The 14759-nt window shown below is 71.7% G+C and carries 12 protein-coding genes; 5 read left to right on the plus strand and 7 right to left on the minus strand.

What is annotated here, in order from left to right; translation table 11 throughout:
• Positions 1-8: 8 nt before the first annotated feature.
• Together ACQEVC_RS33385 and ACQEVC_RS33390 are read right to left on the minus strand one after the other, a co-directional pair.
• Positions 9-311, minus strand: coding sequence for a hypothetical protein (locus ACQEVC_RS33385; RefSeq protein ID WP_432885726.1), 303 nt, complete (start codon positions 309-311; stop codon positions 9-11).
• A gap of 168 nt (positions 312-479) precedes the next feature.
• Positions 480-614: a hypothetical protein gene (locus ACQEVC_RS33390; RefSeq protein ID WP_432885728.1), complete on the minus strand. Its 135-nt coding sequence runs from the start codon at positions 612-614 to the stop codon at positions 480-482.
• Between the two features lie 24 nt (positions 615-638).
• Between ACQEVC_RS33390 and ACQEVC_RS33395 the strand changes: the two genes are divergently transcribed.
• Together ACQEVC_RS33395 and ACQEVC_RS33400 are read left to right on the plus strand one after the other, a co-directional pair.
• Positions 639-2738 (plus strand): hypothetical protein, encoded by a 2100-nt coding sequence (locus tag ACQEVC_RS33395; RefSeq protein WP_432885730.1) that lies wholly within the window; start codon positions 639-641, stop codon positions 2736-2738.
• Between the two features lie 277 nt (positions 2739-3015).
• Entirely contained in the window at positions 3016-4041 is a 1026-nt protein-coding gene (locus tag ACQEVC_RS33400) for a phosphotransferase family protein (RefSeq protein WP_432885732.1), read from the plus strand.
• Between the two features lie 10 nt (positions 4042-4051).
• Here ACQEVC_RS33400 and ACQEVC_RS33405 read toward each other — a convergent pair whose 3' ends face one another.
• Together ACQEVC_RS33405 and smpB are read right to left on the minus strand one after the other, a co-directional pair.
• Positions 4052-5404 (minus strand): GDSL-type esterase/lipase family protein, encoded by a 1353-nt coding sequence (locus ACQEVC_RS33405; protein ID WP_432885735.1) that lies wholly within the window; start codon positions 5402-5404, stop codon positions 4052-4054.
• Positions 5405-5783: 379 nt separating this feature from the next.
• Positions 5784-6317 (minus strand): SsrA-binding protein SmpB, encoded by a 534-nt coding sequence (gene smpB / locus ACQEVC_RS33410; protein WP_432885738.1) that lies wholly within the window; start codon positions 6315-6317, stop codon positions 5784-5786.
• Between the two features lie 120 nt (positions 6318-6437).
• On the opposite strand from smpB, the gene ACQEVC_RS33415 reads away from it, so the two are divergent.
• Entirely contained in the window at positions 6438-7184 is a 747-nt protein-coding gene (locus ACQEVC_RS33415; RefSeq protein WP_432885741.1) for an HAD family hydrolase, read from the plus strand.
• Positions 7185-7205: 21 nt separating this feature from the next.
• On the opposite strand, the gene ACQEVC_RS33420 is transcribed toward ACQEVC_RS33415, so the two are convergent.
• The gene (locus ACQEVC_RS33420; RefSeq protein ID WP_432885744.1) at positions 7206-8156 is read right to left on the minus strand and encodes a diacylglycerol/lipid kinase family protein; all 951 of its coding nucleotides are present in this window, start codon (positions 8154-8156) and stop codon (positions 7206-7208) included.
• A gap of 75 nt (positions 8157-8231) precedes the next feature.
• The gene (htpG, locus tag ACQEVC_RS33425; RefSeq protein ID WP_432885746.1) at positions 8232-10145 is read right to left on the minus strand and encodes a molecular chaperone HtpG; all 1914 of its coding nucleotides are present in this window, start codon (positions 10143-10145) and stop codon (positions 8232-8234) included.
• Between the two features lie 307 nt (positions 10146-10452).
• On the opposite strand from htpG, the gene ACQEVC_RS33430 reads away from it, so the two are divergent.
• Positions 10453-13497, plus strand: a complete 3045-nt coding sequence (locus tag ACQEVC_RS33430; protein ID WP_432885748.1) for a BTAD domain-containing putative transcriptional regulator — start codon at positions 10453-10455, stop codon at positions 13495-13497.
• Between the two features lie 142 nt (positions 13498-13639).
• Here the strand turns inward: ACQEVC_RS33430 and ACQEVC_RS33435 are convergent, their stop codons facing one another.
• Positions 13640-14089 carry an SRPBCC family protein gene (locus ACQEVC_RS33435; protein WP_432885750.1) on the minus strand — a complete coding sequence of 150 codons (450 nt, stop codon included), beginning with the start codon at positions 14087-14089 and terminating at the stop codon, positions 13640-13642.
• Positions 14090-14139: 50 nt separating this feature from the next.
• Between ACQEVC_RS33435 and ACQEVC_RS33440 the strand changes: the two genes are divergently transcribed.
• Entirely contained in the window at positions 14140-14733 is a 594-nt protein-coding gene (locus tag ACQEVC_RS33440) for a TetR/AcrR family transcriptional regulator (RefSeq protein ID WP_432885753.1), read from the plus strand.
• Positions 14734-14759 lie beyond the last annotated feature (26 nt).

Consider the following 14759-nt stretch of genomic DNA (forward strand, 5'->3'; position numbering starts at 1 on the left):
GGCCGCCGTCAGTCCGGCGGCTCCGGGGTCGCCGTCTGCCCTGAACCGGCCGTCTGCTCCGGGGCCACCGTCTGCTCCGAGGTGCGCCGTTCCAGGAACGAGTCCGGCGCGGCAGCCGCCTCGGCGATCCGGCGATCCGACTCCGTCGTCCGCGGGTCGGACTCGGCCAACGCCGCCGCGCCCGCCTCGCGCCGATCGGACTCGGCCAGCACCGCCGCGGCCTGCGCCTCCGGGTCGTCGCTGCCCACGGACTCTTCCTCCGGGAGCAGGTGGGCGCGGTTCTCGACCCGGTCACTCGGCTCTTCACTCATGTCGTGATCCATACCCGAAGCGTTCCACCGCTACTCGCCGGAACTTCCCCGGGCCGCCGAACGGGCCTCGCCGGAACCCGGGCGCCCGTCACACCACTCGCCCAATATGGCGACCTGACGAGTTGCGGGTTGAATATGACTTTTATGCCTTGGCAGGGGGTCCGTCGATCAGGTGCGGGCCGGTCTCCTGCCCAGACGCATCACCGGCACCAGCACGGCACACAACACCAGATTCGGATCATCAAACGAAGGATCGGACCAGCTGGAACCGCTGACGGTCGTCGCACTGGGCACCGTCGGCATCCCGCCCTCGGTATCCTCTTGTTTGTGTCCGACGGCGATAGTGTTGTCGCGGTGGTGTTGACCGCGTTGGATGTGGAGTATGAGGCAGTCTGCGCGCATCTGAGGGATCTGCGAAAGCGACGCCATTCGGCCGGGACAATCTTCGAAGTCGGTGCTCTGCCAGGTTCACAGGTTCAGGTCGCGGTGGCGATAACGGGCGAGGGCAACACCGTCGCGAGTGTGCTTGCGGAGCGGGCGCTCGCGACGTTCAAGCCGGCCGTGCTGCTGTTTGTCGGGATCGCGGGTGCGCTCCACGATGATCTTAGGCTCGGTGACGTGGTGGTCGCGACCCACGTATACGCCTATCACGGCGGACGGGCGGAGACGGATGGGTTCCATGCCCGTCCGCGTAGCTGGGAGGCACCCCATCACCTGGAGCAGCTCGCCCGGCACGTAGCCCGGAGTGTGCGGCGAGTCGGGCCGCTCGACGATGGCGCAGCGGATCAGTCACCGAGCGTCTGCTTCAGGCCCGTGGCCGCAGGTGAAGTCGTACTGAACTCCCGTACGTCACCGTTGGCCAAGCAGATAAATCGGCATTACAACGACGCCGCCGCGATCGAGATGGAAAGCGCCGGCGCCGCCCATGCCGCGCACCTTAACCGAGCGACGGCAATGGTAATTCGTGGCATCAGCGATCTCGCCGATGGGACGAAGTACGAGACCGACCGGTCTGACTGGCGCAAGGTCGCATCCGCGAACGCGGCCGCGTTCGCGGCGGCGTTGATCCGCGAGCTACCGGTCGACGCGCCGCCGAGCACACCGGGGCCGCGGCAGGCAGGCCAGATGGAGCTTCCCGTGCTGGAGTCCGTCACGTCCGCGATCCCCAGCAGCCTGGTGCAGCAGTCGGATGTGATCGACGAGCGGATTCCGGCGGAGCGGATCGTTGACCGGCCACGAGACCTCACTGGCGCCGCCTTGGACTCTGGGCCGTTCAGTGCCGATCCGGGTGCCGCGGCGGGCAGGTCGTCCCGGTTCGCCATCGGAGCCTTCGCTCGGCGGAAAGTGGCGATCGCCCTGGTGGCGTCCGCCCTGGCGTTGGCCATCACCGCCGTCATCAGCCTGGTCCTGCTGGGCAATCGGGTAGCACCTAGGTCCCGACCTCCGGCAGACCCGCCGTCGGCAACCTACCCCGATGCTGCCGGACCGGCCGCGATGACGGTTCTCACGGGTCATCAGAAGGCCGTCAACGGGGCGGCGTTCAGCCCCGATGGAGCCATCCTTGCGACCGCCAGCCGGGATGGCACCACGATCCTGTGGAACATCACCAGGCCGGAACAGCCCCGACGTGTCGGTCTGCTCCCCGGTCACACAGGGTACGTCTACGGTGTGGCCTTCCACCCCGACGGCCGGACGCTGGCCACCACTGGTGCGGATCGGACGCTGCGTCTATGGGACGTGACGGATCCCGCCGAGGTCCCGCCACCCCGGGTTCTGCGAGGCCACAGTGGCACCGTCTACGGTGTCGCGTTCCACCCCGACGGTCAGACCCTGGCCACCTCCAGCGCGGACCGGACCGTCATGCTGTGGAACACCGACGCGCCGAATGGCTACGGCCCAGTTGCCGAGTCCGACGGTGGCCATGCTGACGCCGTCTACGCGATCGACTTCAGTCGCAAGGGTGGGCTCCTGGCCACTACCAGCCGAGACCAGACCGCCATCCTCTGGAGGATCAACGGCACAGCTGCACCACGTCGCGCCGCTACCCTCGCTGGACATACCGACTTCATCGACGGCGCCGGCTTCAACCCTGACGGGAAGCTGCTGGTTACCGCGAGCAGGGACCGGACCGCGATCTTGTGGGATGTCAGCGACTCCGGATCGCCCCGTAGGGTCGCCACCCTCAAGGGTCACACCGGAGCGGTGGTCGACGCCAAGTTCAGCCCGAGCGGCAGGACTGTGGCGACCGTCAGCGCGGATCGGACGATCCGGCTGTGGAACGTCGGCGAACCGGCCCGGCCCGCGTATGTGGCTACCCTTCGTGGCCACACCGACGAGATCCACGCCTGTGCCTTCAGCCCGAACGGAGAGCTTTTGGCCACCACCAGCGCGGACCGCACAGTGCGACTCTGGCGGGTCGCTGACTGATGCTCTGCCCATGGCGGCCGTTCGTCGGGCTCATGGTCCGCCAAGGCAGTGGTGGAGCGCTCTCCTCAGGACGAGAGAGCCTAACCCGAGCGCCTGCACGTGCTGCCCGGTCCCGCTCCCGTTGCTCCACTGTGACTGGACGTCCCACAGCGGCATGCGGACACGGGTTGCCCTTCTCACACACACTCTTTCACCAGGCGGAGGAGCGTGTCGGCGAGCCCAGGGCCGCGCTCGAACGCAGGTGCGCGGGGAGACCAGCGGGCACGAACGTGACGGCGTGACGGTGGCGACCTCGGCGGAGGATCGACTCGGGGCCGAATGGCGGGCCGAGTGCGATGCCTGGATCACGGACCGGCTCGCCGAGCGGGGCATCACCGGCACCGGTCCGGTGCACAACGTTCGGGTCCGCGCCTGGTCGATCGTGCGACGGCTGGAGACCAGCGCCGGCCGGACGTGGTTCAAGGCGAACGTGCCGAGCAACGGCTTCGAGGCGGCCGTGATCGAGGCGCTGGCAGCCTGGGTGCCGGAGCTGGTCGTGCCGCCGCTGGCGGTGGATCGGGACCGGGGCTGGCTGCTCGGGCCGGACGGCGGGCCGATCCTGCGGGAGATGACGGCGGAGCGGCCCGATCCGGTCCGCTGGGCGGAGCTGCTGCGGACGTACGCCGCGCTGCAACGTGCGGTGGCCCCGCACGCCGACCGGCTGGTCAGGCTCGGCGTGCCGGACCTGCGGCCGGCGCGGATGCCGGCCGCGCTGGCCGGACTGCTGGCCGATCCGGCGGTCCGGCTTGCCGAGCCGCACCGGGCCGCCCTGGTCGCGCTCCTGCCCGAGTACGACCGCTGGTGCGCCGACCTGGCCGGCGACGGGCTGCCGGCGTCGATCCAGCATGACGACCTGCACGACGGCAACGTCTTCGTCGGCCCCACCGGGATGCGCTTCTTCGACTGGGGCGACGCCGGCCTGGCCCACCCGTTCGGCAGCCTGCTCGTCGCGCTGAACGTCGCCGCCGACCAGCTCGGCGCCGACCCGGCCGGTCCGGAGCTGTCCCGGCTCCGGGACGCCTACCTGGAACCCTGGACCGACCTGCGGGACCGCGCCGACCTGCGCCACTCGGTCCGGTTGGCGCTGCGGGTCGCGAAGGTCGGCCGGGCGGTCTCCTGGCAGCGGGCGCTACGCGGCGCGACCGCGCCCGACTGGCAGCGGGCCCTGGGCGGGCCGGCGCTGATCGCCCCCGAGCACACCACGGCACCGGCCGCCTGGCTGGAGACTCTCACCGAACCCGACCCGGATCAGCCGGCGAACTGAACGATCCGGGTCACTGCCGGAAGAGGCGGGTCGGGACGGCATCGGCGAGCATCCGGTAGCCGACCGGGTTGAGGTGCAGGTGGTCGCCGGTGTCGGCGACCGGCAGCAGTCGACGGGGGTCGGCCGGATCCCGTACGGCGCGGTCGAAGTCGATCACCGAGTCGAACCGGCCGCTGCCGCGGATCCACCGGTTGACCGCCTGGCGGGTGGCGTCCCGGATGCGGGCCGGGTCGTCGTATTCGGGGTTGCCGCCGAACGGGGTCAGGGTCACGCCGTACACCCGGATGCCCTGTGCGTGCGCCCGGGTGACGATCTGGTCGTACGCGGTGATCAGGTCGTCGGTGACCGCCCGCTGGGCCGCCTCGGTGGCCTCGGCGGTGCCGATGTCGTTGATCCCCTCGAACACCACCAGCCAGGTGACGCCGCTCTGCGCCAGTACGTCCCGGTCCAGCCGGGCCAGCGCGTTCGGCCCGAGCCCGTCGTTGAGTACCCGGTTGCCCCCGGCCGCCTGGTTCGCCAGCGCGACGTCCCGGGTCGGGCGGTACGCGTGCAGCCGCGCCACGAGTTGGTCGGGCCAGCGGTCGTTTCCGTTGGTGGTGGAGCCGCGCCCGTCGGTCAACGAGTCACCGAGCAGCACCGCGACCCTGGTGCCGGGCCCGGCCGGCACCTCCAGCCCGCTCAGGAAGTACCAGTGGTCGACCGGGGTGGCACCGGGCAGCCTCGGTTCCGCGACGTGGTTGCCGCGCAGCAGGTAGGAGGTGGTGCGGGAGCCGGGGTGCGCGGTGATCCGGTCCGACGCCTGCCCCTGGGCGAGATAGAGCGTCACGGTGAGGTTGGCGCGGGCCGGCACGGAGATGTCGACCGGGTCGGAGACGATCTGCGCACCGACCGGGACGGTCACCGACGCGCGCCCGCTGAAGGTGACCGGCCGCGCGCTGCCCGGCAGGATCGCACTGACCCCGGCCCGGCCGCCCTCCGGCAGCGCCACGGTGGCGGCGGTGACCGGCAGCGGCGCCCCGCCGAAGGCGTTGGAGAGGCGCAACCGGATCCGTGACCCGGCCGCCGACACCCGGATGGTCTGCCGCAGCGTGCTGTCGGCCAGCACCCGGTCGTCCTCGCTGAACGGTGCCGGCGGCATGTTGTCCGGCTCGGCGAGCTGCGGCATCGACGCCCAACTCGTCGCCCAGCGCTGCACGGCCGGGCCGGAGTGGCGATGGCCGGTCCGCTGCGGCGCGAGGTCCTCGCCGGGACCGACCGGCTCCGGCTGGTCGGCACCGTCCGAGGGGTCGCTCGCCGGCCGGGGTGTGGCCACGGCCGCGCCCTGGGACGAGCCGGCGACGAGCAGGGCGGTACGGATTCCCACCGTCACCAGGCTGAGCAAGGCCACCTCCGGCTCGTGTCGGGTCCTCCCGGCGTCCGCTGCGGGAGGTCGGGCGCGGGCGGGTTCGGCTGCGGACCAATATAGGGTCCGGCCGGGCGCGTGCCCTCGGGTGCCGGCAGGGCAACTCCGTCGGCGCCTATCTCTGCACCGACCTGGCCTGCTCACTCCACCTGCGCGGAAAGCTCACTCCACCTGCACGAAAAGCTCACTCCACCTGCACGGAAAGAAGGACGCCGGCGGCGCCTCGACGAGGCCATCACGCTGCCGGAGAAGATCGAACGCAGCACGGCCAGCCTCGCCGCCTTCCTGGGCCGGGTCCGCGGCTGACCCCGGCCGACGCCGGTCGGCCGACCCGGCGGGATCAGGAGCCGCGGCCCGCCCGGGACCGCTGGGAGTTGCCCTTGAGGTGCCGCCCCAACTCCCGGGCGATCTCCCGGTTGGCGTCCCGTTCGGCCAGGGCCTGGCGCTTGTCGTACGACCGCTTGCCGCGCGCGACGCCGAGCTCGACCTTGGCCCAGCCGTCCGAGAAGTACAGCGACAGCGGCACCAGGGTCAGGCCGGGATCGTGGATCCGGTCCAGGATCTTGTTGATCTCCACCCGGCGCAGCAGCAGCTTCCGCATCCGCTTCGGCTGGTGGTTCGTCCAGGTCCCGTAGGCGTACTCCGCGATGTGCAGCCCGTAGAGCCAGAGTTCGCCGTCGCGCTCCTGGGCGAACGCGTCGACCAGCGACGCCTGCCCGGCCCGCAGCGACTTGACCTCGGTGCCGCGCAGCACGATCCCCGCCTCGTACGTCTTCAGGACCGCGTACTCGTGCCGGGCCTTCTTGTTCGAGGCGATGAGCCTGCGCTCGCCTTCCCTGGACGCGACGACCTCCCCAGCGTCTCGACCCGGCATCCCGGGCCGCCCGGCCCCACCGAGCAGCCAGACTATACGCAGAGGTCAGCACCGGATCGACGGATTTTCCCCGCCGCTGTCGGCGGTCGGCACCCCCAAGCCGGATGGGACAATGTCGCGATGCCAGCCGCCGGCCGTACCCACATCCTCTTCGACTTCTTCGGCACCCTGGTCGACTACTCGGCCAGCCGCACCGAACAGGGCTACCCGGGCTCACACGCACTGCTCCGGCACCTCGGCGCCGACCTGGGCTACCCCGAATTCCTGACCGCCTGGTCGGGGGCCTGCGCCGGGTTCGACCGGCGCAGCGACGAGGACGAGTCCGAGTTCTCGATGACCGAGGTCGGCACGGCGTTCCTGACCGACCTCCTCGACCGGCCACCGGCACCGGACGACGTCGACGCGTTCGTCCGGGAGTACGTCCGCGAGTGGAACACCGGCGTGCACTACTCCGCCGCCGTCTCCGACCTGGTACGCGACCTGCACCGCGACCACCGGCTCGCGGTCGTCTCCAACACGCACCAGCCGGGTCTGGTCCCCGGCCACCTCGCGGCGATGGGACTCGCGCAGTACTTCGACGCCGTCGTCACCTCGGTCGAGCTGGGCTGGCGCAAACCCCACCCCCTGATCTACGCCACCGCCCTCGACACCCTCGGCATCGACGCCGGCTCGGCGGTCTTCGTCGGCGACAGCTACGGGCCCGATTTCGTCGGACCCGAGCGGGCCGGGATTCCGGCGTACCTGATCGACCCGGACCGCCGGGCACCGGTGCCGGAGGCACGCCGGCTCGGCTCGATCCTCGACCTGCCGGCCCGGCTGCGGACCCGGCACGCCGACGGCGACCGGCTCGCCGGCTCAGCCCGGTGAGCCGCGAGCGCCGGGCTCGGGTCAGGACCCGTCCCCGGGTACGCAGACCGTCAGCGCGCCGGGGGCGATCCGCGCCTTCAGCCGGCTGACGCGGTCGCGGGCGCCGCCGTCCAGCTCGTAGGTCATCGGCTCGGCGAACCGGACGTTGATCTTCCGACCCCGGGTGATCCGGACGAACGGCGAGGAGTCGGACCGCCCGACCGCCATCCGGCCGAGCGTGCGGGCCCAGTCCAACACCCCGCTGGCGGTCGCCACCCCCACCTCCAGGCAACCGTCGTCGGGACGGGCGTCGTCGAAGGCCGGGATGCCGCCGGTGATCGTGCCGACGTTGCCGAAGAGTACGCAGCTCGCCTCCCCCTCGAACCAGTCCGCGCCGTCCACCCGGATCCGCATCCGGGTGGCCTCGCTGCGGACGTGCCGCAGCCCGGTCCAGACGTACGCCAGCCGGCCGAGCCGGTCCTTCAGGTCGCGGTCGGCGTCCCGGATCAGCTCACCGTCGAAACCCGCGCCGGCCATCACCGCGAAGTGCTCACCGCCGAGCCGCCCGAGGTCGATCCGCCGGCGCGGCCCGGTCAGCCCGATCCGGACCGCCTCGGCGAGATCCTCCGGGATGCCGAGGTTGGTGGCGAGCAGGTTCGCGGTGCCGGCGGGCAGGATCGCCAGGGCGGCGTCCGAGCCGGCCAGCGCGTCGGAACAGCGCTGCACCATGCCGTCCCCACCCCAGACGAAGATCAGCTCGGCTCCCTTGCCGAGCGCCTTGCGTACCTTCTTCGGCGCCTTGCGGCTTTTCGGCACCTCGTACCAGAGCAGGTCCTCGATCCCGGCGCCGCGCAGCCGGGAGCGGAGTTCGTCGAGCCCGCCGCCGAGGGACTTCTTCCGGTGCGCGACGACCGCGACCCGGGCCACCTGGGCCGGGGTCACGGCCGGTCCGGGCGTCGGGGCGGCGGCCGGCTCGGCAGTTGTCGTGCTCATGGCGCTGCTCTTACCCAGCGGCCCGGGCCGCCAAGCGGTGCCTGGCGTCCCGGGCCGTCCGTGCCGCGGCCGGGATCAGAGGGTACGGGCGAGCCGCTCGGCGAGCAGCCGGGTGAACCGGGCCGGGTCGCCCAGTTCGCCGCCCTCGGCGAGCAGCGCCATCCCGTACAGCAGCTCGGCGGTCTCGGCGACCGTCGGGTCCTCCTTGCGCTGCCCGTACGCCTCCCGCAACCCGGTCACCAGCGGGTGCGTCGGGTTGAGTTCCAGGATCCGCTTCACCGCCGGCATGTCCTGGCCCATCGCCCGGTACATCTTCTCCAGGGTCGGGGTCATGTCCTGGGCGTCACCGACGATGCAGGCCGGTGAGGTGGTCAGCCGGGACGACAGCCGCACCTCCTTGACGTTCTCCGCGAGTTGGGTGGTCAGCCAGCCCAGCAGGTCGGCGAAGTCCTTCTCCTGCTGCTCGCGCTCCGCGCCGGTGCTCTCCTTCTCCTCGTCGGTGTCGAGGTCGACCTGCCCCTTGGCGATCGACTGGAACTTCTTGCCGTCGAACTCCGGCACCGAGGAGACCCACATCTCGTCGATCGGGTCGGTCAGCAGCAGCACCTCGTAGCCCTTGGCCCGGAACGCCTCCATGTGCGGCGAGTTCTCGATCATGGTGCGGGACTCGCCGGTGGAGTAGTAGATGTCGGTCTGCCCCTCCTTCATCCGCTCCACGTACCCGGCGAGGGTGGTCAGCTTCTCCGGGTCGTGGGTGGAGGCGAACGAGGAGATCTCCAGGATCGTCTTCTGGTTGTCGAAGTCGTCGAGCAGGCCCTCCTTGACCGCCTTGCCGAACTCCGACCAGAAGGTCTGGTAGCGCTCGGCGTCGCTGGCCTGCATCTCCTTGACCGTGGAGAGCACCTTCTTGACCAGGCGACGGCGCATCAGCTGGATGTGCCGGTCCTTCTGGAGGATCTCCCGGGAGATGTTCAGCGACAGGTCCTGCGCGTCCACCACACCCTTGACGAAGCGCAGGTATTCGGGCATGAGTTCCTGGCAGTCGTCCATGATGAAGACCCGCTTGACGTACAACTGCACGCCGCGCTTGGCGCCGCGCATGTAGAGGTCGAACGGTGCGCGGGACGGGATGAAGAGCAGCGTCTCGTACTCGAAGGTCCCCTCGGCCCGCATGTGGATCGTCTCCAGCGGGTCGGTCCAGTCGTGGCTGAGGTGCCGGTAGAACTCCTTGTACTCGTCGTCCTTGACGTCGTCCTTCGAGCGCGCCCAGAGCGCCTTCATCGAGTTGAGCGTCTCGATCTCGGTGGTCGTCTTGCCGTCGCTGTCGGTCCGCTCGACCGCCATCCGGATCGGCCAGGCGATGAAGTCCGAGTAGCGCTTGACGATCTCCCGGATCTTCCACTCGGCGGTGTAGTCGAAGAGCTGGTCCTCGGAGTCCTCCGGCCGGAGGTGGAGGGTCACCGAGGTGCCCTGCGGGGCGTCGTCGACCGTCTCGACCGCGTAGGTGGCCCCGCCGTCGGATTCCCAGCGGGTCGCGGTGGACTCGCCCGCGCGTCGGGTCAGCAGCGTGACCTTGTCGGCGACCATGAAGCTGGAGTAGAAACCGACCCCGAACTGTCCGATGAGATCCTGCGAGCCGGCCGCGTCCTTGGACTCCTTGATCTTTTCCAGGAGTTCCGCCGTGCCGGACTTGGCGATGGTGCCGATGAGGATGATGACCTCGTCCCGGGACATCCCGATGCCGTTGTCCCGGACGGTGAGCGTACGCGCCTCCCGGTCGACCTCGAGCCAGATGTGCAGGTCGGACGTGTCGACCGCCAGCTCCTTGTCGGCGAATGCCGCCAGCCGCAGTTTGTCGAGCGCGTCCGAGGCGTTGGAGATGAGTTCCCGCAGGAAGATGTCCTTGTTCGAATAGATCGAATGAACCATCAGCTGGAGTAGCTGACGCGCCTCGGCCTGGAACTCGAAGGTCTCGGTTCCGGTGCTCATGTGACCCTCCACGAAAATGCCCAGTGCGCCGACAGGGAGCGACGCCGGTGATCCTGGCCCACACCGGGGATACGTTCCGGATAGCCGGCGCCATACTAAATGACCCCGGCCCGGCGACAACCTGGACCCGGTGCTACCTGCCGGTCGGGTTTTGCTCGTCGCGGCCGGCGCCGCCGTCGGTTCCACTGCGATGTGGGACACCCGGGCCGTCGAATCCGCGGCCGCCGGCCGCTGTGTGATCCTTGAACCGGTCGTCCAACCCGACCACCGGGCAGGGTTGCCCCGAGCAGGCGGAGGTTCGCGGACGGTGCTGGAGTTTCGGCTGCTCGGCGACATCGACGTCCGCGTCGACGGGCACCGGATCGAGGTGGGCCCGGCACGACAGCGCTGCGTCCTGGTCGCGCTCCTGGTCGAGGCGAACGAAGTGGTCTCCGTCGACCAACTGCTGGACCGGGTCTGGGGCGACCGCCGCCCGCAGCGGGCCCGCGAAACGCTCTACAGCTACCTCTCCCGGCTCCGCAACCACCTCTCCCCCGCCGGAGACGTCACGGTGCTGCGCAGGTCGGCCGGTTACCAGTTGACCGTCGAGCCGGACGCCGTCGATCTGCACCGCTTCCGGGGGCTGGTCCGGCAGGCCCGGAGCACCCTGGACGACGCCCGGGCGCTCGGGCTGTTCGACGAGGCGCTCGGGCTGTGGCGGGGCGAGGCGTTCGCCCACCTGGAGACGCCGTGGCTCAGCGCCCTGCGTACGGCGCTGGGGCAGGAGCGGTTCGCGGCCGAACTCGACCGCTGCGACATCGCGCTGCGCCAGGGCCGGCACGCGGCGCTGCTGCCGGAGCTGAGCCGGCGGGCCGGTGAGCATCCGCTGGACGAACGCCTCGCCGGGCAGCTCATGCTCGCGCTGTACCGCAGTGGACGGCAGGCGGACGCCCTGGAGCACTACAGCCGGCTCCGGCACCGGCTGGCCGACACCCTGGGCGTCGACCCCGGACCGGAGCTGCGCCGGCTGCATCTGCGGATGCTGCACACGGACCCGGAGCTGGCCAGCCCGTCCGGCGGCGGCATCGAGGCCGCCCCGCCGGTGTCGAGTCCGCCCCGCCCGCACCAACTGCCGCCGACCGTCGCCGACTTCACCGGTCGCGGCGACGCCGTCGGCCGGCTGGAGACCAGCCTCACCGGTCCGGCCGACCGGCTGCGGGTCGTCGCGCTCTCCGGGCCGGCCGGCGTCGGCAAGTCCAGCCTGGCCTGGTACGTGGCGCACCGGCTGCGCCGGGAGTACCCGGACGGGCAGCTCTACGCGGACCTGCGGGGAAGCTGGCCGGACGCGGCCGACGCGTTCGCGGTACTCAGGCGCTTCCTTCGGGTACTCGGCATCCCCGACAGCCTGCACAGCGACAGCCTGGAGGAACGCGCCGGCCAGTTCCGGGACGCGGTGCACGAGCGGCGGCTGCTGGTCGTACTCGACGACGCCCGGTCCGCCGCGCAGGTCCGGCCGCTGCTGCCCGGTGGCGCCCCGGGCGCGGTCATCGTCACCAGCCGGGCCCGGCTGACCGGGCTGGAGGGGGCCGCCCACCTGGGGCTGGCGACCTTCGCGCCGGACGAGGCGATCCAGTTGCTGGAGCGGATCGTCGGGCCGGACCGGGCCCGGACCGAACCCGCGGCGGTCGCCGAGATCGTCCGGCTCTGCGGGTACCTGCCGCTGGCGGTACGCATTGCCGCGGCCCGGCTCGCGGCCCGGCCGCACTGGCGGCTCGGGCAGCTCGCCGAGCGTCTCCGCGACGAACTCGGCCGGCTCGACGAACTCGCCACCGACGATCTGGAGGTGCGGGCGAGCCTCGGGCTCAGCTACCAGGCCCTGGCCGAACCGGCCCGCCGGATGCTCCGGCTGCTGAGTCTGCTCGACGCGCCCGACGTGCCGGCCTGGACCGGCGCCGCGATGCTCGACGTGCCGCCGGCACAGGCGGAGATCCTGCTGGAGTCGCTGGTCGACGCCTGCCTGCTGGAGCTGCTCGACCCGTCCGGCGGTGAGCCCCGGTACGGGATGCACGACCTCGTCCGGCTCTTCGCCCGGGAACGGGCCGCCGCCGAGGAGTCCGACGAGGTCCGGCGGGCCGCACTGGAGCGGGCGTTCGGCGCCTGGCTGACCCGGGCGGAGGCGGCGGACGAGCGGCTGCCGGGCCGGACGCTGGCTCGGATCTCCGGTCCGGCCCGCCGCTGGCCGCCGGCCGCCCCGGCTGAACCGGTGGAGGACCCGGTCGGCTGGTTCGACCGTGAGCGTCCGGCGCTGGTCGCCTCGATCCGGCAGGCGGCCGGGCTCGACCTGGCCGAGCTGGCCTGGAACCTCGCCGCGACGACGCAGCCCTGCTACGAGTTGCGCGGCATGCACGACGAGGCGCGGCAGCTCCACCAGGCGGCGCTGCGGGCCTGCCGGCGGGCGGGGGAACGGCGCGGCGAGGCGGTGCTGCTGCGCAACCTCGCCGACCTGTGGACCTCGCGGCCCGGCACCGAACTGCGGGACAAGCTCGACGCGGCCGAGGCGGCACTGCGGATCTTCCGGCTGGTGGACGAGCCGCGCGGGGTGGCGGACGCGCTCTGGCTCTGCGCGGACGTCTACCGGGTGACCGGCCGGCACCAGGAGGCAGCGCCGCTGCTCGCCGAGGCGCTGTCGATCTCGGCCGCCGCCGGTTACCAGCTCGGCGAGTGCCACGCGCTGGCGCAGCGCGCCATCATCAGCCGGGAGCAGGGGCGCGACGAGGTCGCCCGGGAACTGGGTCACCGATACCTGGACCTCGCCCGGCGGATGGGGGCGAGCCGGGACGAGAGCACCGCGCTGACCGTGCTCGGCCTGACGTACGGGGACCTGGACCGGCCTGAGCCCGGCCAGGAGTACCTACGGCAGGCGGTGGCGGTCGCCCGGGAGACCGGCGACCAGGTGCAGGAGACGTACGCGCTGGCCCGGCTGGGTCAGCTCTACGCCGTAATCGGTCACAGGTCCGCCCGGCACACCCTGGCGGTGGCGCTGGCCCGCAGTCAGGCCGACGGGCTGGCATTCGGCGAGGCGATCTCGTTGATCGGGCTCGGCGAACTGGAGCTGATCGACGGCCGGCCGCGCCGGGCGGTGGCGTTGCTGCGCCGGGTGCTCCAACTGCTCGGGGAGGCGCGGTTCCACTTCATCCGGGCACGGACGCTGACCGTGCTCGGGCACGCGTACGCCAGTGTCGAGGACAACCCGGCCGCCGCGTCGGCGTGGTCCGCCGCGTACGCGCTGTTCCGGCAGATCGACAACGAGCCGGCGGCGAGTCGGGTGGCCGCGCTGCTACCCGGGATACCGGTCCAGCGGACCCTGCGCTGACCGGCGGCCGGCCGGACCGCTCCGACCGGCCGCTGCCAGGTCGACGGGGCGGGCGCGAATCAGCCGGCGCGGGCGGCCGTGGCGGCGGCATGCGCGAATCAGCCGGGGCGGCCTGCTGCCAGGTCGACGGGGCGGGCGCGGATCAACTGGGGCGGGCGGCCGTGGCGGCGGCGTGCGCGGCGAGGCCCGCCGCGACCTGGCCGATGAACCGGCCGAGTGCCCGGCGGTAGAGCCAGCCGGTGCCCGGCACCTTGGCGGCGAAGGTGGAGTGCCAGCGGATCGCGGTGCCGCCGCCCTCCGGAGTGAGGTCGACGTCGGCCCGGTAGTCGCGCAGCGGCAGCCCGGAGAGGAGTTCGTAGCTGAACCGGCGGTCCGGTACCCGCTCGACCACCCGCTCCCGGCTGGTCACCCGGCCGGTCCGGAAGACCCGGATCGCGCCGACCCCCTCCGGCTCGTCCGCGCCGGGGCGCTCCAGCTCGAAGGAGCCCAGCGGTGACCAGCCGGGCCAACCGGCTCCGTCGACCAGCAATGCGTAGACCACCGCCGGGCTGGCCGTGGTGTGCACCCGTACGTCGATCTCTTTCCGCGCCACGTCGCACTCTCCTCACTGCTGTACCAAGTGGTACATGTACCGTACGGTACATGGCTGGTGAAGCACGGGAGCAACTGCTGTCCCGCGTCGTGGACCGGATGGCCGAACAGGGCGCCAGCGCGCCGAGCCTGCGCCGGTTGGCGGCGGACCTCGGCACCAGCCACCGGATGCTGATCTACCACTTCGGCTCCAAGGAAGGGCTGCTGGTCGAGGTGGTCCGGGAGATGGAGCGGCGCCAGCGGGAGGCCCTGGCCACTCTCGAGTTCGACCCGGCCGACTCACCGGCCGAGATCATCCGGAGCATGTGGCGCCGGGTCTCCGATCCGGCACTGTGGCCGTACGAACGGCTCTTCTTTGAGCTGTACGGCCAAGCGGTGCAGGACCGTCCGGGCACCGGCACCCTGCTCGAAGGGATCGTGCAGAGCTGGCTGGACCTCAACGTCGAGCTGGCCGCCCGGCGTGGCGTACCGGCCGAGCTGGCCCGAACGCACGCCCGGCTCGGCTTGGCGGTGATCCGGGGACTGCTGCTCGACCTGCTCGCCACCGGCGACCGGGCCGGCACCGACGCGGCGTTGGATGCCTTCGCCGTGGGATACGAGGCGGGACTGCCGGTGCCATCGGCGACGGCGCCTGGCTCGCCGTAACGCTGATCGTCTGATCGGTTTGTTCT

The organism is Plantactinospora sp. CA-294935, from assembly GCF_050936445.1.
In the GTDB taxonomy this organism is placed as follows: domain Bacteria; phylum Actinomycetota; class Actinomycetes; order Mycobacteriales; family Micromonosporaceae; genus Plantactinospora.